Here is an 18,879-nt window from a genome sequence, read left to right on the forward strand (position 1 = left end):
AGCAGAAGAGTACGATCGTGGCCGTCTATACCGAAGTGCCCGATGACGAGATGGCCGCCTTCGTGGCGCGCTACGGCATCGGCGAGCTCCTCTCCGCCAAGGGCATCGCCGAAGGCGTCGAGAACTCGAACTACCTGATCCGCACCACGCAGGGCGCCTTCATCCTCACGCTCTACGAGAAGCGGGTGAACCCGGACGACCTGCCCTTCTTTCTCGGCCTGATCCAGCATTTGGCCTCGCGCGGGGTGATCTGTCCGCAGCCGGTCAGCGACAGCCGCGGCGAGATGCTCGGCCGCCTCGCCGGGCGCCCGGCCGCAATCGTCACCTTCCTTGACGGCCTCTCGGTACGTCGCCCGACATCCGCGCATTGCCAGGAGCTCGGCCGCGGCCTTGCTCTGCTGCATCAGGCTGGCGCCGATTTCGCGATGGAGCGGGTCAATGCGCTCTCCGTGCCGGGCTGGCGTCCGCTTGCCGAGCAGGCCGGGGCCGATGCCGACAAGGTCTCGCCCGGCCTCGCGCGCCGCGTCGTCGCCGAGATTGCCGTGCATGAGGCGAGCTGGCCGCAGGGCCTGCCCCGCGGCGTCATCCATGCCGATCTTTTTCCCAACAACGTCTTCTTCATCGGTGACCGGCTTTCGGGGCTGATCGACTTCTATTTCGCCTGCACCGACGCCTATGCTTATGACCTCGCGATCTGCCTGAACTCCTGGTGCTTCGAGGCTGACGGCTCGTTCAACCTGACCAAGGGCCAGGCCATGCTCGCCGGCTACGAGAGCGTGCGGCCCTTGAACGAAGCTGAGGTCGAGGCGCTGCCGCAGCTCTGCCGCGGCTCGGCACTGCGCTTTCTGCTGACGCGCCTCGTCGACTGGCTGAACGTGCCTCCCGGCGCCCTGGTCAAACCGCATGACCCGCTCGAATACGACCGCAAACTCGCCTTCCACCAGCGCGTCGCCGATGCCCGCGAATACGGATTGAAGCGGTGAGCGGCGATACGGTCGAAGTCTGGACGGACGGCGCCTGCTCGGGAAATCCCGGGCCCGGCGGTTGGGGCGCGATCCTCACTTTCAACGGCGTTGAGAAGGAACTCTCGGGCGGCGAGGCGCAGACCACCAATAACCGCATGGAATTGATGGCGGCGATTGCGGCGCTGGAGGCGCTGAAGCGCCCCGTCACGGTCGCGCTCCACACCGACAGCCAGTATCTGCGCCAGGGCATCACCGGATGGATCCATGGCTGGAAGAAGAACGGCTGGAAGACGGCTGATCGCAAGCCGGTCAAGAATGCCGAGCTCTGGCAGCGCCTCGAGGCTGCGCTCGGCCGCCACAAGATCGAGTGGAAATGGGTCAAGGGCCATGCCGGCGACGAGATGAACGAGCGCGCCGACGCCCTGGCGCGGGCCGGCATGGCGCCGTTCAAGAGTGGCGGTCGCTGAAGTTGCTACGGCAGGGTTTCAGATCGAGCGTGTTTTCATAAGACGCGGGTCATCCCGGACGCAGCGTAGCGGAGATCCGGGATCCATGCCTGAACCTCGATCGGAGGCGCTCCGGCATGGATCCCGGGTCAAGCCCGGGATGACCCTGTGTTTCCGTGCAAAGTCGTCACGCCTTGTCGCGCGTGCAGGTAATGGGTCAGGCGCAGGAGCGGCTTCATTCCGAGCGCCTCGGCCAGCCGGATCGAGGCGGTGTTCTCCTCATGGACCTGATAGCGCGCCAGCAACCCGCGCCGGGCCAGTTCGCCGAGAGCGGCGCCGACCACGCGCGATCCCAGACCGCGCCCGCGCTGATCGGGCTGCGTGACGACGCCGCCGATCTCCCAGACGCTGCCATAGCTCTCGAAGGCGAGGCAGACCGAAAGCGGCTCCGCGCCTGAGCCGATCCTGCAAGTGAAGGCGCGTCCGCTTGCCAGCAGCGGCGACAGCCAGTCCCGTTGATGATCCTGCGTGCGATAGAGCGCAAACATGGCGTCCGTGGCGCTGTCCGTAACGGTGACGCCGTCGCGGCCGGGAGCGCGTATGGGCGATGTGAACGACAGGAAGCTGGTCTGGCGCGCGAGCGGATAATGTCGCTGGACGACCGCCTGCTCGGCCGCGCTGCACAGCTTGAAGACGATGCCGCCATCTGCCGGAAGCGCGGCGAGCAGCGTTTCCGTCAGCGCCGCATCGTCGCTGCGGATGAGGGCGGCATAGGCCGCTGCCGGATAGGCCTTGCGATCGTAGTCGCTGGCCTGCGTATCGAGCAGGACGAGCGTCGCCGCACCGGCCGGCGAGAGCTGCTGAAACGCGCGCGTATGCCGCGGAAAGGCCGCGAGATGCTTCAGCAGGACGACATTGCCGAGCGGATCGGCGCCGAGCCGCTCGATGATGGCGTGTCTGTCCCGGACCGCGATCACGATCGCCCGGCCGAAGGCTCTCAGCCGAGCGGCTGGCGATAGACGATGAAGCCCGACTTGTCGGCGACCTTGTCGTAGAGCGCCTGTCCCTGCAGATTGGTCTCATGCGTCTGCCAGTAGACGCGGTAGCAGTTCTTCGCCCGCGCCATCTGGTTCACGGCCTCGATCAGCTTGCGGCCGATGCCGGTGCCGCGCGATTCCGGCACGGTGAACAGGTCCTGCAGATAGCAGATCGGCTTCTCGCTCCAGGTCGTGCGGTGGATCACCCAGTTGACCATGCCGAGCGGCTTGTCGCCCTGGAAGGCAAGGAAGCCGCCCATCGGTTCCTCCCCGCCGGTCAGGCGCCCGAAGGTGATGGCGTCGATTTCCGGTGGCAGCGTCGCCTTGTAGAAGGTCAGATAGCCATGCCAGAGCGGCGTCCAGGCATCCCGGTCGGTCGCGGCAAGCGGGCGAATGACGATATCGGCCATCGGTGTTTTCCTCCGGCCCGCAAGCTAGCCGGGGCTTCGCGGCTTGTCTCATGACAAGCGCAGATCGGATCGATCAGCTGGGTTGGTCCGATGCGAGGAAGCGCTCGACAGCGCTGGCGCTCAGAGCCTGAGCGGGATCTTCCCTCCAAAGATCGAGAATGATCGTCGCCAGGCGGGCTCTCGCCCGCCTCTGCTGCTGGCCGCCGATGGTATTGACGCTGTTCACCGCCACCCAGGCTGCATCGAAAGCGCCAGCCAATTTTGCCAGATCCGCAGGTTCGACAACGAAGCCTTGAAACGGCATGTCCTCTCCCCATACGCCAGAGAAGTGGAACAATTTAATTGGCAGCGCACGCCTCGCAATGTCAAAAGCTAGGTCGGCTTCCGACCCGCTGCGGACTCAAGGAACGAAAGTTCGAAAGCATCCTTGATCCCCCTTTATGCGGGCGATCTTATCAGTCGGATTGCGGGTGAAGCTGAGCTCCCCAATAGGGTTGGTCGATCCCTGTATTATTTGGCCGCAGTGTGCGACGCCGCCCGCGTTGGAGAAAACGAATATTCCGAACTCATCATTGTCTATCTCTGCGCGAAATCCCTGAGAGGTTAGCTCCTCTTTTAGCTTGGAATAAGCACTCCCGGCGGGATAGGACGCCTTTATATGAGCGTTGAACTGGTGCCCATCTAAGGGGAGTTTCGACCCACAGGCGCTCAATATCAGGCCCCAGATAGCTAATTGAAAAAACTTATTTGCTGCCACTCTCCGCATTGCTGCTTGCCGCTTTCATCTGGGCCAATCACACATATAAGGCCCGCTTCCGACCCGTTGCGGACCTTTCAGGTTGCAGCGAAACTATCGCCTTCAGCTGCTTTCGTGCATGCAATGGGCTGTCGAAGCGACAGGTTAACGAGCGTCAAAAATGCACAAGCGCACAATCCTCTGGCCCTTCGCATTTGCGGTATTTTGCCTAGCGACGGGCGCACTGTTGTCGGCTGGCGACGTTATGGCGAAGAAAAAGAGCGGCGGCCAAGGCTTGGTCGGTTGGTGCTGGCGTAACGCCGACGGCGTAAACCGCCGAGAGATGTGCTTCGGCAGAGAGCCTCGACTGACGATGTCAACGGGAAACCAGATCGAGGGTTTTGAGCGCGAGGCGCTCTATCGAGCGCTTCATACAAGCGTCCTACAGATCGTCGGCTTTCCCGGAGAAGGATGGCCCAGCCGTTCATCTTTGCTGGAATGCCAGTTCGAAATTCCAGCCCCAAACGTTTTTCAGCTGAGTGGGTGTGACCTCGGCGGCCGGTGGGACCGGTCGAGGAAGCATACTGATTAGGTCGGCATCCGACCCGTAACAGACATTCCGCTGATTGCGGTCGCGACCGCATCGCATCTTCAAACCGACATCAATTGGGGGTTCTGTTCAATTTCCGGCCTTGCTATCGGGGTAAAGCCGTCTTTTCAACAGCCGTCGGATCAACAAGTGAGACGGAATGGCAAATAGCGTTATAGCGACAATGGCAATCCAAGGCTCTATCGTGCTTTGAAACATGAAATACCAGGACACTAAAATTATGACTGGCAAGTTCAAGATTCCAGTTAACATGTCTATCTTGCCGGATTGCTCTTTATTCATCACCTCAATGTCTCTCCTTCACTTGCGGCTTGATCTGCATGGGTTGCAATGACGGACTTGGTGACCTCGTGTCTAGCTGTGGAGGGGTTAATGTCTGCTTCCGACCCTTTGCTGACATTTGCCCAATCCGGCCCGCCGACAAGAAGGCCCGCGCAGCGCCTGCGCGGGCCCCAATCTGTCTCCGTGCCTTGAGGCTCAGAGCTTGGCGAGCATCGCCTCGGCGCCAGAGGCTTCCGCCTTGCCGGCGGCTTCCTCGACATTGAGCAGCTTCACCACGCCGTCCTCGACCAGCATCGAATAGCGCTGCGAGCGGGTGCCGAGGCCGAAGCCCGAGCCGTCCATCGACAAGCCGATCTCCTTGGCGAAATCGGCATTGCCGTCCGAGAGGAACTCGATCACGCCGGCGCCGCCGGTCGCCTTCGACCAGGCGTCCATGACGAAGACGTCGTTGACGCCGGTCACCATGATGGCGTCGACGCCCTTCGCCTTGATCTCGGCCGCCTTCTCCAGGAAACCCGGCAGGTGGTTGCGATGGCAGGTCGGGGTGAAGGCGCCGGGGACGGCGAAGAGCACCACCTTCTTGCCGGCGAACAGGTCATCGGTCGTGCGCGCGGCCGGTCCGTCGGCGGTCATGACGCGGAACGTCACTTGGGGAAGCTTGTCACCCACCTTGATGGTCATGAGCCTGTCTCTCCGTAAAGCCTGCGGCCAGAGGGGCCGCCCGGCCTCACGGATTAGGGCTTGCCGGCGGGGATGTCGAGTTCCAGCCGCGTCTCGATCGGTCGCGGCGTGCCGCGCACGGTGAAGATCAGCGGGATCGGGCCGGCCGCGCCTTTCGGCCGCTCGTCGATCCGGATCTGGGCGAGGACCGTGCCGTCCGCCTGCGGCGTCAATCGGGACTTGCCGAAGGACCACATGCCCGAGCCCTCGACGAAGACGTCCTCGATCCGGCCGTCCGCTGGCGGTTGCAGGATGAGGCGCAGGCCGGGATCGACCACGCTGTCGTCCGGACCGGCGTCGACAATCGCGATCTTCTCCTTGTGGGGGCCGGGCTTGGCCGGGACCGGCACGCGCGCCTCGAAGCTTTCGAGACGCGGCGAGGTCACGGTCGTCACGCCGGGTTCGAGCCACAGGCTGGCCTCGCCCTTGGCGGGAATGCAGATCTTCTCGCAGACGGCGTAGTCGAGCTTGAGCACGACGAGGACCGGCCGCGACGGATCGACCGGCTGGACCGAGATCGGGATCACGACCTCGCCGACATAGCCGATGGAATAGCCGGCCGAATCCTGGAAACGCTCCGGCACCGGCCAGCGCACGTCGAGCCCGCCGATATTGGTCGAGCCCGACCAGTCGAAGGCCGGCGGCACGCCGAACTGACCGGGGCTGCGCCAATAGGTCTTGAACCCCGCCGACATCACGATCTCGACGCCGACGCGCTGCTTGCCGGTCGCGGTGGTCGGCCCGGCGATCAGGCGCAACTTCGCATGCTCGCTCGCCGACCAGGGCGAGGTGGCGGCTTCCGTCGTCGCCTCCTGGGCGTGGGCAGCGGAGCCCAGCGCCAGCGGGAGCGCGGCCAGCAAGGGAAGAATGCGGTTCACGGCCCTGCCTTTAACGATTGCGAGCCTGAAAAGCGAACAAAACCTGTCTTCCTCCGCCGGTCCGCGCTGATGCGGCACGTCGACAGCCTCGCGCAGGATTGGGGCGCAATCGGGGTGCCGGCCATGGACCGGGCCGAAGCACGCAAACGTGATCCGAATGGACCGTTAGATGCGATGCGCATACCCAAAGGGAACCGCCGACGCGATCCTGTCGGAGATTGCGTTTCCCATGGTAGCTTACGCGACCGCCAACACGAGAGGGCCAATGCCATGCTTTTCGCTGTCCTCCTTCGCGACAACCCCGAGCGCCTGCATCTTCGGCAAGCTCATGTTGACGAGCATCTCGACTATGTGGCTGCTCAGGGCACCAAGGTTCTCGCGGGTGGCGCTCTACGTCCCAAGCCCGAGGACGCACCTCAGGGCGCGCTTTGGCTCGTGAACGCCGAGAACAAGGAAGCCGCTCAGGCCATCATCGAAGGCGATCCGTTCTTCAAGTTGGGTCTGAGGCAATCGGTGGACATCTATCACTGGTCAAAGGGTGTCTGGTCCGAGCCGTTTGCGCAGTGCATGAGTGCTCTCGAAGGCACCTGACGGGCGCATTATGAGCGCACTCTGCGAGGCCATGCAGTCGTTGCAGGTCTTGGTGGGCATGCTCTTCGACATTGGTTAGCTTCAGCCAAGCCTTGCCGATACGGCCCGACAGCCTCTAGCATGGGCTCCATGAAGATCGGCTCACAATCGCGCGTCGGCGGCCGCAGCTATCTCGATGGGCAATGCCTGATCGCGATGCCGGGCATGGCCGATACACGCTTCAGCCGCAGCGTCGTCTATGTCTGCGCCCATTCCGAGGACGGGGCGATGGGCATCATCGTCAACAAGCCGGCGGGCGACACGAAATTCCCGGAGCTGCTCGTCCAGCTCGACGTGATTCCCTCCGAGGAGGTGATCCGGCTGCCGAGCCGGGCCGAGCGCGTGCAGGTGCTGCGCGGCGGCCCGGTCGAGACCAAGCGCGGCTTCGTCCTGCATAGCGCCGATTTCTTCCTGGAATCGGCCACCCTGCCGATCGACGAGGGCATCTGCCTGACGGCGACGCTGGACATCCTGCGCGCCATCGCCACCGGCGAGGGGCCGGAGAACGCCGTGCTGGCGCTGGGCTATGCCGGCTGGGCCGCAGGCCAGCTCGAGGCCGAGATCCAGTCCAATGGCTGGCTGCATTGCCCGGCCGATCCCGAGTTGCTTTTCGACGAGAGCGTCGAGACCAAATACCAGCGCGCGCTCGGCAAGATCGGCATCGATCCGGCATTCCTGTCGCGCGAGGCAGGGCACGCGTGAACGGCCGCCACGCCGTCATTCTCGGGCGGAGCGAAGCGCAGACCCGGGAATCTCTGGCAGGATAGGGCGCCCTCCGTCCGGAGATGCTCGGGTCCAGCCCGGGTATGACGCCCTGGTTCTAAGCCACCTCGGTCGCAGCCGCAGCAGCAGCCCCCATCAGGCGTCGCGCTTCCGCCGCCGTCATCGGTTGGCCGAAGATGTAGCCCTGCGCGTACTGGCAGCCGAGCTGGTAGAGTTCGATCGCATCCGACTCGCTCTCCGCGCCCTCGGCGACGACATCCATGTGGAGATCGGCGGCGAGCTGCACGATCGAGCGCAGGATCACCGGCGGGCGGCCATTGCCCATCTGGCGCACGAAGCTCTGGTCGATCTTGATCGTGTCGAAGGGGAAGCGCTGCAGATAGGACAGCGAGGAATAGCCCGTTCCGAAATCGTCGAGCGAGAGGCCGGCGCCGAGGTCGCGGATGCGCTGCAGCATCTGCGCGGCATATTCCGGGTTCTCCATGACGAGGCTCTCGGTGATCTCGAGCTTCAGTGTGCCCGGCAGCACGCGCCGGCGCCCGAGCACGGTCTTCACGTCATGCAGCAGGTCGTGGCGCAGCAATTGCCGGCTGGAGACGTTGACGCTGGCGAAGATCGGCGGATCGACCTCCAGCGCCGCCTGCCAGGCTTCCAGCTCGCGCGCGGTCTTGTCCATGACATAGACGCCGAGATCGACGATCAGCCCGGTCTCCTCGGCGATGGCGAGGAAATCCTGCGGCATCAATCTGCCTTCGCGCGGATGGTCCCAGCGCACCAGCGCCTCGAAGCCGGCGATGGTGCGGTCCTCCAGCCGGACGATCGGCTGGTACATGACCTGGATCTCGTTGCGCTCGATCGCCCGGCGCAGGTCGCTTTCCAGCGCGAGCCTGTCGTTGCGGTCGGTCCGCATAGCCGGCACGAAGACCTCGATCTTGTTGCCGCCCTGCCGCTTTGCATGGGCCATGGCGAGTTCGGCATTCTTCAGCGCGTCTTCCTTGCGCGAGGCCGGCGCCGGGTCGAACAGGGCGAGCCCGATCGAGGGCGTCAGCACGATCTCGCGCTCGGCATAGGTGATCGGCGTCGAGACCGCGCGACGCACCAGCTCGGCCAAGGCGAGGATGCGCTCGGGGTCGCGCTCGGAGACCAGGATCATCGCGAAGGTGTCGCCGCCGATGCGGGCGAGCGTGTCCTGGGCCCTGAGCAGCCGGCCGAGGCGGCGCGCCAGCGTCAGCAGGATCGAATCGCCGGCCGAGAAGCCGACGGATTCGTTGACCTGCTTGAAGCGGTCGACGTCGATGACGAGCACGGTCGGGCGGATATTGTCGTCGGCGCGGGTGAAGCCGAAGATCGCGCCGAGCCGGTCCTGGAACAGCTTGCGGTTGGGCAGACCGGTCAGGTTGTCATGCACGGCGTCGTGCAGCAGGCGCTCCTGCGCGGTGCGTTGCTCGGTGACATCGGCGAGCGTGCCGATGACGCGGATGACCTCGCCGTCCGAGCCGATCACCGGGCGCGCCTTGACGTTGACCCAGTGATAGGCGCCGTTGGCAGCGCGCAGGCGCAGGTCGAGATTGAGCTTGCCGCGGCGCTGTTCCAGCACGGCGTCGAGCGTGACGCGATAGCGGTCGCGGTCGGCGACATGCATGTGCTCCAGCCAGCGCGCGGCTGAACCTTCGAGCGCCCCCTTGGGCAAGCCGAGCAGCGTCTCGATCTGCGGGGAGACGAAGACCTTGTCGGAACTGACATCCCAGTCGAAGACGAGATCGCCCGAACCGGAAAGCGCGAGCGCCCGGCGCTCGGTATCCGAGACCAGCCCTTGCGAGATCGCTCCGCCGGCGAAGGCGTGCTGGATCACGGTGAAGCCGATCAGCAGCACGATCAGGACGAGGCCGCCCAACAGTGCAGGCGCGACCAAATCACGTTGAAATTGCCCGGTCACGGTGAAACTCGCCGCGGTGACCCAGACCGCGAGCAGGAACCAGGTCGGGATCAGCATCACCGCCCGCTCGTAGCCATGCGTCGCCAGATGCACGACGAGGATGAAGCCGATCGCCGCGACGGCCGCGATCGAGATGCGCGCGATGCCGGACGCCATCGGAGCGTCGAAGACCGCAAGGCCGACCAGGCCCGCGAGACCGAGAATCCAGAGCAGCGTCACATGACCGTAACGGACGTGCCAGCGCGACAGGTTGAGATAGGCGAAGAGGAAGACGAGCAGCGTCGCTGCCAGCACCACCTCGGCGCCGGCGCGATAGATTCGCTCGATCGCCGGCGTGAGAGGGAACAGGCGCTGGAAGAAACCGAAATCGAGGCCGGCATAGGCCAGAACCGCCCAGGCCAGTGCCGCCGCGGCCGGGAAGATCACCGCGCCCTTGACCACGAAGATGATGGTCAGGAACAGCGCGAGCAGGCCCGCGATGCCGATGATGATGCCCTTGTAGAGCGTCAGCCCGTTGGTCTTCTGTCGATAGGCCTCCGACTCGTAGAGATAGAGCTGCGGCAGGTTGGGCGATTTCAGCTCGGCGACGAAGGTGACCGTCGTGCCGGGGTCGAGCGTGATCAGGAAGACGTCGGCATCGGGGCTCGCCTCGCGATCGGGCGAGAGGCCTTGGCTCGCGGTAACCGCCTCGATGCGCTTGTCGCCGAGATCGGGCCAGATCACGCCGGAGCCGATCAGGCGGTGGAAGGGCGCCACCAGCAGGCGGTCGATCTGCTCGTCGGAATCGTTGGTGAGCGCGAAGACGATCCAGTCTGGCCGCGCGCCGGCTTCGCGAGCCTTGACCGCGATGCGCCTGACGATGCCGTCCTGCCCTGGCGCGGTGGAAATCTGGATGACGTCGCCGTCGGATTTGTTGCGCTCGACGACATTGGTCAGGTCGATCACGGGGGCGTCGACCGGAACCCGCACCGCCTCGACGGCCTGGGCCGGCAGCACGGCAGCGCAGAACCACAGGACAAGGCCGGCCAGCGCGAGGCCGGCCCGGAAGAGGCGCTCGGAAATGGACAAGCTGTGCTCGGCTATCAGGCGGGAAGCGATCATTCGATGTTTGACGAAAAGCCCTATCGGCCGCTCGTGGCAAGGGCAAGGCGAAGCGGGCCTGTGGTCAACCGCCGCAGTCACGGCCTGTTTCCGGGCAATGCATCGGTGGAGAGTACGGCGTAGAGCAAGTGATCGGCCCAGTTGCCGTTGATCTTGAGATAGGCCCGCGCCAGTCCCTCATGCTGGAAGCCGACGCGCTCCAGCAAGCGCCGCGACGGCTCGTTATTCGGCAGGCAGGCGGCCTCGACGCGGTGCAGGGCGAGGTCGGAGAAGGCGAACCGTACCGCGCCGCGCACGGCTTCCGTCATATGGCCCCGGCCGGCATAGCGATGCCCCATCCAGTAGCCGAGCGTACAGGCCTGGGCGACGCCACGCCGGATCAGCCCGAGCGTCAGCCCGCCGAGCAGCGTCTCGGTGCCCGTTTCGAAGATGAAGAGCGAATAGGCCTCGTCGGTCGAGATTTCGCGGGCGGCGCGCTTGGCCCGCAGCCGGAATGAGGCACGGGTCAGGTCGTCCTCGTTCCAGGTCGGCTCCCAGGGCGTCAGGAATTCCCGGCTTTCCATGCGGAGAACCGCCCAGGCCGCGTGGTCGCTGGCCTGGGGCGCGCGCAGATAGAGGTTCGGCGTCCGGATCAGCGGGCGGCTCGGCGGCTCGCTCGGGAAACGGAAGAGCGCCATCTCCGGTCAGTCCGCTGCCCGGGCCGCGTGGCGCAGGCGCTTGGCCGGTGGCAGGCCATGGGTCGGGCCGACGGCGGCGATCGTCGGCTGGTGCCCGAGCAGCGAGCGGCCGGCGGCGCGCACGTCTTCGAGCGTCACGGCATCGAGCCGGGCGGCGAGCTCCTCGCGTGGGATCGCTCGCCCGAAGAGCAGCACCTGTCGCGCCATCTGCTCCAGCTTGCCGCCGGGGCTTTCGAGCGAGGCCAGCAAGCCGACCTTCATCTGGGCACGGGCGCGGGCGACTTCCGCCTCGCTGACATCTTCCGCCGCCTGGCGCAGGCAGCCGAGCGCGACCTCGATCAATTCGCCGGCATCCTCCGGCGCAGTACCGGCCCCGATGCCGAAGACGCCGCAATCGGAGAAGGGCCAGTGGAACGCGTCGATGGCATAGGCAAGGCCGCGTTGCTCGCGCACCTCCTGGAACAGGCGCGACGACAAACCGCCGCCGAGCACCGAGGCGAAGATCTGCAGCGGATAATGCGTGCCGCCGGTGAAGGGCAGGCCGGGCAGGCCGAGCACGAGATGGACCTGCTCCTCGTCGCTGCCGATGCGCGCTTCGCCGCCGCGATATTCGCCGGCTTCGCGCGTGAGCGGCTTGGCCGGGGTCGCCGGCAGGTTCGACAGATGCTCCCTGGCGAGCGCCACCAGTTCGTCATGGTCGACGGCGCCGGAGGCGGCGAGCACCATGTTGCCGGCATGGTAGTTGCGCGCGAGATAGGCGCGGATCGCGTCGGGTGTGAAACCCTTCACCGTCTTCGCCGTGCCGAGGATCGGCCGGCCGATCGGCTGGTCCGGGAAGGCGGCCTGCAGGAAACGGTCATAGACGAGATCGTCGGGCGTATCCTGCACCGCGGAGATCTCCTGCAGGATCACGCCCTTCTCGCGCTTCAGTTCCTCCTCGGTCAGCGACGGCGAGGTGATGATGTCGGCGAGGATGTCGACGGCAAGGCCCAGATCGGCGCCGAGCACGCGGGCAGTGTAGCAGGTATATTCGACGGAGGTCGCGGCATTGAGGTCGCCGCCGACGCTCTCGATCTCCTCGGCGATCTGGAGGGCGTTGCGCCGCGCCGTGCCCTTGAACGCCATATGCTCGAGCAGATGCGCAAGGCCGTGCTCGTCAGGCAGTTCGTCGCGCGCGCCGGCACCGATCCAGATGCCGAGCGAGACGGTCGCGGCATGGTCCATGCGCTGCGAGACGATGCGCAGGCCCGAGGGCAGGGTGGTCAGCGCGACATCGGGATCGTGCTGACCGTCCGGTCGCGCGGGCGCACCTAGCTCATGCTCCTCGATCGGGGTGGTCGCGCTCACGCCGCCGCCCCGCGCACGGCCCGCGCATGCTCGCGCACGAAGGCCTCGATCTTGCCGAGGTCGTTCGGAAGCAGCGTCACGCGCTCCTTGCGCTCCATCAGGTCGGCGAGATGGGCGGGGAGCGCCGGCTCGATGCCGCTCGCCGCCTTCACGGCTGCCGGGAACTTGGCGGGATGGGCCGTGCCGAGCACGATCATCGGCGTCGCGGAATCGCGCTTCAACGCTTGCCGTGCGGCGCCAACGCCGATCGCGGTATGTGGGTCGAGCAGGTAGCCGGCTTCCGTCCAGCTCTTTTTGATCTCGGCAGCGATCTCGTCCTCGCTCTGCGAAGCCGCGTCGAACTCGCCGCGGATACGCTGAAGCGGCTCGGGCGCGATCTCGAAGCGGCCGGATTGCTGCAACGACTGCATCAGGCGGCGGACGGCTGCGCCGTCGCGGCCATGTGCCTCGAACAGCAAACGCTCGAAATTCGAGGAGATCTGGATATCCATCGAGGGCGAGGTCGTCGCGTGGACCCCGCGCATCTCATAGGCGCCGGTTTCGAGCGTGCGCGCCAGGATGTCGTTGCTGTTGGTCGCGATGCCCAGCCGCTCGATCGGCAGGCCCATCTGCTTGGCGACCCAGCCAGCGAGGATGTCGCCGAAATTGCCGGTCGGGACCGTGAAGGAGACCTTGCGGCCCGGCCCGCCGAGCGAGACAGCCGCCGTGAAGTAGTAGACCACCTGCGCGGCGATGCGCGCCCAGTTGATCGAGTTGACGCCCGAGAGCCCGATCTCGTCGCGGAAGGCGTGATGGTTGAACATCGCCTTCACGAGGTTCTGGCAATCGTCGAACGTGCCCTCGACCGCGATTGCATGGACGTTGTCAGCATCGACCGTGGTCATCTGCCGGCGCTGCACGTCCGAGACCCGGCCCTGCGGGTAGAGGATGAAGACGTCGACGCTCTTCAGCCCCTTGAAGGCGTCGATGGCTGCGCCGCCCGTATCGCCCGAGGTCGCGCCGACGATGGTGGCGCGCTGGCCGCGCTGGCCGAGCACATGGTCCATCAGGCGCCCGAGCAATTGCATCGCCACGTCCTTGAAGGCGAGCGTCGGACCGTGGAACAGCTCCAGCACGAAGAGATTGTCGCCGATCTGGGTCAGCGGGCAGACGGCCGGGTGGCGGAAGCCGGCATAGGCCTGATGGATCATGCCGGAGAGCGCGCCGCTCTCGATATCGCCGTCGCTGAGCGCGCCGAGCACGCGCTCGGCCACCGCCGTATAGGGTTTCCCGGCGAAGCCGGCGATCTCCGTCGCGGACAGCGTCGGCCAGCTCTGCGGCAGGTAGAGCCCGCCATCGCGGGCGAGCCCGGTCAGGAGCGCGTCGGAAAAGCTGAGCGCCGGGGCTTCACCCCGGGTGGAAACATGCAGCACGATCTTGGCCTCGGTGATCTCAGCCTGATGCTATAGGCCGGTCCGGCGCTTTCGGCAAAACGGTTGAAGGCTCAGTGCGCGGTGGAGCCCTTCCGGGCCTGCCAGACGAACGCCGCGAATACCCCGAGCAGCGTCAGCGCCAGCCCGAACCAGGTCAGCGCATATTGCAGGTGGTTGTCCGGAATGCGCCCGATCAGCTCGCTGACATCGACGCCGGCCGGGGGCGTCATGCCGTCGCCCTCGCGTGCCGCTTCCAGATAGAACGGTGCGGGCGGCTGGCCGAGGGAAGCTGCGATCGCGGCGGGATCGCGCGTGTAGAATTCGCGGATCGCCGGCAGGTCCTGTGGGGTGAAGCTGTTGCGGGTTTCGGGCGCCCGCAGGAAGCCCTTGACCGTGTCGGGACCGCTGGCCGGGCCGACCTGGCCGAGCCGCCCTTCCGGCACGAAGCCGCGATTGACCAGGATGACGCCGCCATCCTCCAGCTTGAACGCCTGGAAGATCCAGCGTCCGAAGCCGGACAACTGCCGGCTGCCGGGCGGGCCGGCGGCGATGGTGGTGCGCACGCCGGCGATGCGGTCGTCGATATAGCTGCCCCTGGCGACGACATGGGTGAGGTCGAGCGTAGCAGGGTCGAGCTTTGCCCAGCCGGTGCTCGGCGGCATCGGGGCAGGGGCGCCGGCCGCCTGTTCCTGAAGGCGGTCGATATAGGCGTGCTTCTCGCCCATGCGCTGGAGCTGCCAGGTGCCGAGCGTGCACAGGACCAGCGTGCCGATGATCGTCAGCAGTGTCGGCAGCAGCAATCCGGGTCTGCGGGGAGCGGGTGTCGACACGGCGGTCACGATTCGCGTCTGCCTTCCTCTGCCTTGTGGGCGTATTGCAGGGCCACCGCCAGCCCCTTCATCGGCCTGAGCAGGCCGAGGCAGAGCACGATGGCCAGCGGCAGCCACAGCAGCATGTGCAGCCAGATCGGCGGCTCATAGGCGATTTCGACATAGAGCGCGGCGCCCAGCACGACGAAGCCGGCGATCAGCATGATGAATACGGCCGGGCCGTCCGCCGAATCGGCGAATTTGTAGTCGAGCCCGCAGGCGTTGCAGCGCGGCTTGAGCTTGAGGAAGCCGTCGAACAGCGCGCCCTCGCCACAGCGTGGGCAGCGACCTGCGAGGCCTGTCGCGTACGGGGAGGGAGGTGTGGATTCAGAACCGGCCATTGCAGCCTCCGAAACAGGAAAAGGCGGCCTCGCGGCCGCCTTTCAGACGTTGACCGCGAGAGCGCGGTAGAGGGTGGGGATCAGTGCCCGGCGGCCGGCACGCCGGCGCCCCAGACATAGATCGCGGCGAACAGGAACAGCCAGACCACGTCGACGAAGTGCCAGTACCAGGCGGCGAACTCGAAGCCCAGATGCTGGTCCGGCTTGAAGTGGCCGAGATAGGCCCGGTAGAGGCAGATCGCCAGGAAGATCGTGCCGATGATGACGTGGAAGCCGTGGAAGCCCGTCGCCATGAAGAAGGTGGCGCCGTAGATGTTGCCCTTGAAGGCGAAAGTGGCGTGCGAATACTCGTAGGCTTGGCAGACCGTGAACAGGACGCCGAGGATGACGGTCAGCCACAGCGCCTGCTTCAGGCCAGCGCGGTCGTTGTTGATCAGCGCATAGTGCGCCCAGGTCACCGTCGTGCCCGAGGTCAGCAGGATCAGCGTGTTGAGCAGCGGCAGGTGCCAGGGATCGAAGGTCTCGATGCCCTTCGGCGGCCAATGCCCGCCGGTGAAGTCGTAGCGGAGATAGTTGATGTGCTCGCCGGCAAAGAGGCTGGCGTCGAAATAGGCCCAGAACCAGGCGACGAAGAACATCACCTCGGAGGCGATGAACATGATCATGCCGTAGCGGTGATGGATCTGGACGACGCGGGTGTGGTGGCCTTCCTTTTCGGCCTCGCGCACCACGTCCATCCACCAGGCGAGCATGGTGTAGAGCACGCCGAGCAGGCCGGCGCCGAAGACGAGTGGGCCGAGATGCATGCCGCCGATCGGCAGCGCCTTCATCCACATCACCGCGCCGATCGCCATGATCGTCGCGCTGGCGGCGCCGACGAGCGGCCACGGGCTCGGATCGACGAGGTGGTAATCGTGGTGCTTCGTATGGGCCCCGGCCATCGTATTCAGTCTCCGCGTACGGCGTCTTGTCCGCGCTTTTGCTCTAGCGTGGTTCTACAGTTTCGAATTGCCCGCGTCACCCTTGACGGCGCCGGGCTTGTCTTCCGCGACGGGCTGGCCCGACTTGGAGGCGAAATAGGTATAGGACAGCGTGATGGCATGGACCCCGTCGAGCTCGCGGTTATCCGCGATCTCGGGGTCGATATAGAACACCACCGGCGCCTCGAAGCTCTCGCCGGGCTTCAGCGTGTGCTCCGTGAAGCAGAAGCACTGGATCTTGACGAAATAGGCCGCGGCCTTGTCCGGCGCGACATTATAGGTCGCGATGCCCGTCACCGTGCGGTCCGAGCGATTCGTCATCTTGTAGAAGACGGTCTGGGTCGCGCCGACCTTGACCTTGATCTCCGGGCTTTCCGCCTCGAACTTCCAGCCCAGTCCCGGCGCGACATTGGCGTCGAAGCGTACCGACATTGTCCGGTCCAGAATCTTGCCGGCGCCGGCCGTACCGGTCATCGGCGTGCCGCCGAAGCCGGTGACCTTGCAGAACAGGTCGTAGAGCGGCACCGCGGCGAAGGAGGCGCCGAGCATGCCGAAGGCGATGCCGGTGCAGATCAGCGCGGTGCGCGCCGGATTGCCCTTGCGTGGCTGGGGAGCGGGCGCCGTCATCACAGCGGCCGGTTCAGGATCGCGGGGCCGGTCTTCACCAGCGTCACCACGAAGAAGAAGATCACGAGCCCGCCGAGCACCAGCGCCAGTGCGATGGAGCGGCGGCGGCGGCGCGCCATGTCCTCGGGCGAGAACGGGGCGGGAGCGGGCTGCTGGGGGCGCTGATCGCTCATCCGATCACCTTGGGCAGGGCCCACATCAGTCCGAAGCCGTTCTCGACGATCAGCACGGCGAACAGCAGGAACAGGTAGAGGATCGAGAAGCCGAACAGCGACCAGCAGGCCTTGGTGGCGGCGGGCCCCTCGGTCCGCAGCCAGACCTGGATCGACAGCGCGATCATGACGAGGCCGGTCGAGACCGAGACGGCGAGGTAGAGCATGCCGCCGAAGCCCATCAGCGCCGGCAGGGCGGCGACGGGAGCCATGATCAGCGAATAGAGCACGATCTGCCGGCGCGTCGCGGCGGGGCCGGCGACATTCGGCATCATCGGGATGCCGGCACGGGCGTAGTCGCCGGACTTGACCAGCGCGAGAGCCCAGAAATGCGGCGGCGTCCACAGGAAGATGATCGCGAACAGAACCAGCGAATGCCAGCCGAAATTACCGGTCACGACGGCCTCGCCGATCATCGGCGGGAAGGCGCCGGCGGCGCCGCCGATCACGATGTTCTGCGGCGTCCAGCGCTTCAGCCACATCGAGTAGACAACGGCATAGAAGAAGATCGTGAAGGCGAGCATCGCTGCAGCCAGTGCATTGGCGATGAGGCCGAGAACCAGCACCGAACCGACCGACAGCGTCAGCCCGAAGGCGAGGGCTTCCGAAGGCAGGACGCGGCCCGACGGGATCGGCCGCTTGGCGGTACGGCTCATCAGCGCGTCGATATCGGCATCGTACCACATGTTCAGGCAGCCCGAGGCGCCGGCGCCGACCGCGATCGCCAGCAGCGCGGCAAGCGCGAGAACCGGATGCACGGAGCCCGGCGCGGTCGCCATGCCGGTCAGCGCCGTCACGATGACGAGCGACATCACGCGCGGCTTCAGCAGCGCGAAGAAATCGCGCGCTTCGCCGGTGGAGGCTGTCAGGCCTTCGGTGCGGGTCTCGAACACAGCAGACATCAGTCTAATCGTCTTCGTACTCTTGTGAACGGCGCCCGTGGGCGCTGGGTCTACGTGGCTATGGTTTCCGCCCGTCTCCGGAACGCCCCATGGGCGCTCGGGGGAAGGGCGGCGGCGGGCCGGGGAGGCCCGCCGCCTGTTGTCTTCAGTGGTCCGAGCCGGTGATGCGCGGCAGCGTCTCGAACTGGTGGAACGGCGGCGGCGAGGACAGGGTCCACTCCAGCGTCGTGGCACCTTCACCCCACGGATTGTCGCCGGCGAGCTGCTTCTTCGTGAAGGCGACCACGAGGCCGTAGAAGAAGATCAGCAGGCCGAAGGCGAAGATGTAGGAGCCGATCGACGACCAGAAGTGCCAGCCGGCGAAGGCGTCCGGATAGTCCACATAGTGACGCGGCATGCCGGCGAGCCCGAGGAAGTGCTGCGGGAAGAACAGCAGGTTCGCGCCGATGAAGGCGACCCAGAAATGCAGGTGGCCGATCCAGTCCGGGATCACGTAGCCGCTCATCTTCGGGAACCAGTAGTAGAAGCCCGCGAAGATGCCGAACACGGCGCCGAGCGACAGCACGTAGTGGAAGTGAGCCACGACGTAGTAGGTCGCGTGCAGCGAGCGGTCGACGCCGGCATTGGCCAGAACGACGCCAGTGACGCCGCCGACCGTGAACAGGAAGATGAAGCCGATCGCCCAGACCATCGGCGCGGTGAAGCGGATCGAGCCGCCCCACATCGTCGCGATCCAGGAGAAGATCTTGATGCCGGTCGGCACCGCGATGACCATCGTCGCGAACACGAAATAGCGCTGCGTGTTGAGCGACAGGCCGGCGGTGTACATGTGGTGCGCCCACACGATGAAGCCGACGACGCCGATCGCGACCATGGCATAGGCCATGCCGAGATAGCCGAAGATCGGCTTCTTCGAGAAGGTCGAGATGATGTGGCTGACGATGCCGAAGGCCGGCAGGATCATGATGTACACTTCGGGGTGACCGAAGAACCAGAACAGGTGCTGGTACAGGATCGGGTCGCCGCCGCCGGCCGGAT

The 18,879-nt window shown here is 65.7% G+C and carries 20 protein-coding genes; 4 read left to right on the top strand and 16 right to left on the bottom strand.

Annotated elements, in window-relative coordinates; genetic code table 11:
• Nucleotides 1–17: 17 nt before the first annotated feature.
• Nucleotides 18–983: a homoserine kinase gene (locus Q0Q02_RS09955; protein ID WP_293808948.1), complete on the top strand. Its 966-nt coding sequence runs from the start codon at nt 18–20 to the stop codon at nt 981–983.
• Nucleotides 980–1,432 carry a ribonuclease HI gene (rnhA, locus tag Q0Q02_RS09960; protein WP_291652569.1) on the top strand — a complete coding sequence of 151 codons (453 nt, stop codon included), beginning with the start codon at nt 980–982 and terminating at the stop codon, nt 1,430–1,432. The genes Q0Q02_RS09955 and rnhA overlap by 4 nt, the downstream gene beginning before the upstream one ends.
• 128 nt (nt 1,433–1,560) lie before the next feature.
• Here the strand turns inward: rnhA and Q0Q02_RS09965 are convergent, their stop codons facing one another.
• From Q0Q02_RS09965 to Q0Q02_RS09985, 5 genes are all read right to left on the bottom strand, one after another.
• Nucleotides 1,561–2,388 carry a GNAT family N-acetyltransferase gene (locus Q0Q02_RS09965; protein ID WP_293808951.1) on the bottom strand — a complete coding sequence of 276 codons (828 nt, stop codon included), beginning with the start codon at nt 2,386–2,388 and terminating at the stop codon, nt 1,561–1,563.
• Nucleotides 2,389–2,408: 20 nt separating this feature from the next.
• Nucleotides 2,409–2,858 carry a GNAT family N-acetyltransferase gene (locus Q0Q02_RS09970; protein ID WP_293808953.1) on the bottom strand — a complete coding sequence of 150 codons (450 nt, stop codon included), beginning with the start codon at nt 2,856–2,858 and terminating at the stop codon, nt 2,409–2,411.
• Between the two features lie 73 nt (nt 2,859–2,931).
• Nucleotides 2,932–3,162 carry a hypothetical protein gene (locus tag Q0Q02_RS09975; RefSeq protein ID WP_293808954.1) on the bottom strand — a complete coding sequence of 77 codons (231 nt, stop codon included), beginning with the start codon at nt 3,160–3,162 and terminating at the stop codon, nt 2,932–2,934.
• Nucleotides 3,163–4,681: 1,519 nt separating this feature from the next.
• Nucleotides 4,682–5,167: a peroxiredoxin gene (locus Q0Q02_RS09980; protein WP_293808956.1), complete on the bottom strand. Its 486-nt coding sequence runs from the start codon at nt 5,165–5,167 to the stop codon at nt 4,682–4,684.
• A 53-nt stretch (nt 5,168–5,220) separates the two neighbouring features.
• On the bottom strand, nt 5,221–6,084 hold the full coding sequence (locus Q0Q02_RS09985) for a protein-disulfide reductase DsbD domain-containing protein (protein WP_293808957.1): 864 nt from the start codon (nt 6,082–6,084) through the stop codon (nt 5,221–5,223).
• Between the two features lie 270 nt (nt 6,085–6,354).
• On the opposite strand from Q0Q02_RS09985, the gene Q0Q02_RS09990 reads away from it, so the two are divergent.
• Nucleotides 6,355–6,675, top strand: coding sequence for a YciI family protein (locus Q0Q02_RS09990; RefSeq protein WP_293808959.1), 321 nt, complete (start codon nt 6,355–6,357; stop codon nt 6,673–6,675).
• 129 nt (nt 6,676–6,804) lie between these two features.
• Entirely contained in the window at nt 6,805–7,416 is a 612-nt protein-coding gene (locus Q0Q02_RS09995) for a YqgE/AlgH family protein (RefSeq protein ID WP_293808960.1), read from the top strand.
• Between the two features lie 118 nt (nt 7,417–7,534).
• Here Q0Q02_RS09995 and Q0Q02_RS10000 read toward each other — a convergent pair whose 3' ends face one another.
• From Q0Q02_RS10000 to Q0Q02_RS10050, 11 genes are all read right to left on the bottom strand, one after another.
• On the bottom strand, nt 7,535–10,474 hold the full coding sequence (locus Q0Q02_RS10000) for an EAL domain-containing protein (RefSeq protein WP_293808962.1): 2,940 nt from the start codon (nt 10,472–10,474) through the stop codon (nt 7,535–7,537).
• Between the two features lie 77 nt (nt 10,475–10,551).
• Entirely contained in the window at nt 10,552–11,151 is a 600-nt protein-coding gene (locus tag Q0Q02_RS10005) for a GNAT family protein (protein WP_293808963.1), read from the bottom strand.
• Nucleotides 11,152–11,157: 6 nt separating this feature from the next.
• Nucleotides 11,158–12,417, bottom strand: coding sequence for a pitrilysin family protein (locus Q0Q02_RS10010; RefSeq protein ID WP_293808988.1), 1,260 nt, complete (start codon nt 12,415–12,417; stop codon nt 11,158–11,160).
• A gap of 77 nt (nt 12,418–12,494) precedes the next feature.
• Nucleotides 12,495–13,910, bottom strand: a complete 1,416-nt coding sequence (thrC, locus tag Q0Q02_RS10015; protein ID WP_293808965.1) for a threonine synthase — start codon at nt 13,908–13,910, stop codon at nt 12,495–12,497.
• A 71-nt stretch (nt 13,911–13,981) separates the two neighbouring features.
• The gene (locus Q0Q02_RS10020; protein ID WP_293808967.1) at nt 13,982–14,749 is read right to left on the bottom strand and encodes an SURF1 family protein; all 768 of its coding nucleotides are present in this window, start codon (nt 14,747–14,749) and stop codon (nt 13,982–13,984) included.
• The gene (locus tag Q0Q02_RS10025; RefSeq protein WP_293808969.1) at nt 14,746–15,120 is read right to left on the bottom strand and encodes a DUF983 domain-containing protein; all 375 of its coding nucleotides are present in this window, start codon (nt 15,118–15,120) and stop codon (nt 14,746–14,748) included. The genes Q0Q02_RS10020 and Q0Q02_RS10025 overlap by 4 nt, the downstream gene beginning before the upstream one ends.
• An 80-nt stretch (nt 15,121–15,200) precedes the next feature.
• Nucleotides 15,201–16,061, bottom strand: a complete 861-nt coding sequence (locus Q0Q02_RS10030; protein WP_293808971.1) for a cytochrome c oxidase subunit 3 — start codon at nt 16,059–16,061, stop codon at nt 15,201–15,203.
• Between the two features lie 54 nt (nt 16,062–16,115).
• Complete coding sequence (locus Q0Q02_RS10035; protein ID WP_293808973.1) at nt 16,116–16,727, bottom strand: cytochrome c oxidase assembly protein; 612 nt, start codon at nt 16,725–16,727, stop codon at nt 16,116–16,118.
• A complete protein-coding gene (locus Q0Q02_RS10040) occupies nt 16,727–16,900 on the bottom strand; it encodes a hypothetical protein (protein ID WP_293808975.1) in 174 nt (57 codons plus the stop codon). Before Q0Q02_RS10040 ends, Q0Q02_RS10035 begins: the two co-directional genes overlap by 1 nt.
• The gene (locus Q0Q02_RS10045) at nt 16,897–17,841 is read right to left on the bottom strand and encodes a heme o synthase (RefSeq protein ID WP_293808977.1); all 945 of its coding nucleotides are present in this window, start codon (nt 17,839–17,841) and stop codon (nt 16,897–16,899) included. The genes Q0Q02_RS10040 and Q0Q02_RS10045 overlap by 4 nt, the downstream gene beginning before the upstream one ends.
• A 145-nt stretch (nt 17,842–17,986) precedes the next feature.
• Nucleotides 17,987–18,879: cbb3-type cytochrome c oxidase subunit I (locus Q0Q02_RS10050; RefSeq protein WP_293808979.1), on the bottom strand; the 893-nt coding region annotated here is incomplete at its 5' end.

Source organism: uncultured Allobosea sp., from assembly GCF_945956895.1.
In the GTDB taxonomy this organism is placed as follows: Bacteria; Pseudomonadota; Alphaproteobacteria; order Rhizobiales; family Beijerinckiaceae; genus Allobosea.

Bases quoted from the DNA above. Each gene is read 5' to 3' on its own strand.
- Q0Q02_RS09970 (WP_293808953.1), bottom strand. From the start codon at position 2,858: ATGGCCGATATCGTCATTCGCCCGCTTGCCGCGACCGACCGGGATGCC.
- Q0Q02_RS10040 (WP_293808975.1), bottom strand. From the start codon at position 16,900: ATGAGCGATCAGCGCCCCCAGCAGCCCGCTCCCGCCCCGTTCTCGCCC.
- Q0Q02_RS10005 (WP_293808963.1), bottom strand. From the start codon at position 11,151: ATGGCGCTCTTCCGTTTCCCGAGCGAGCCGCCGAGCCGCCCGCTGATC.
- Q0Q02_RS10045 (WP_293808977.1), bottom strand. From the start codon at position 17,841: ATGTCTGCTGTGTTCGAGACCCGCACCGAAGGCCTGACAGCCTCCACC.
- Q0Q02_RS09995 (WP_293808960.1), top strand. From the start codon at position 6,805: ATGAAGATCGGCTCACAATCGCGCGTCGGCGGCCGCAGCTATCTCGAT.
- Q0Q02_RS10025 (WP_293808969.1), bottom strand. From the start codon at position 15,120: ATGGCCGGTTCTGAATCCACACCTCCCTCCCCGTACGCGACAGGCCTC.
- Q0Q02_RS09980 (WP_293808956.1), bottom strand. From the start codon at position 5,167: ATGACCATCAAGGTGGGTGACAAGCTTCCCCAAGTGACGTTCCGCGTC.
- Q0Q02_RS10035 (WP_293808973.1), bottom strand. From the start codon at position 16,727: ATGACGGCGCCCGCTCCCCAGCCACGCAAGGGCAATCCGGCGCGCACC.
- Q0Q02_RS09975 (WP_293808954.1), bottom strand. From the start codon at position 3,162: ATGCCGTTTCAAGGCTTCGTTGTCGAACCTGCGGATCTGGCAAAATTG.
- Q0Q02_RS10030 (WP_293808971.1), bottom strand. From the start codon at position 16,061: ATGGCCGGGGCCCATACGAAGCACCACGATTACCACCTCGTCGATCCG.
- Q0Q02_RS09990 (WP_293808959.1), top strand. From the start codon at position 6,355: ATGCTTTTCGCTGTCCTCCTTCGCGACAACCCCGAGCGCCTGCATCTT.
- Q0Q02_RS10000 (WP_293808962.1), bottom strand. From the start codon at position 10,474: ATGATCGCTTCCCGCCTGATAGCCGAGCACAGCTTGTCCATTTCCGAG.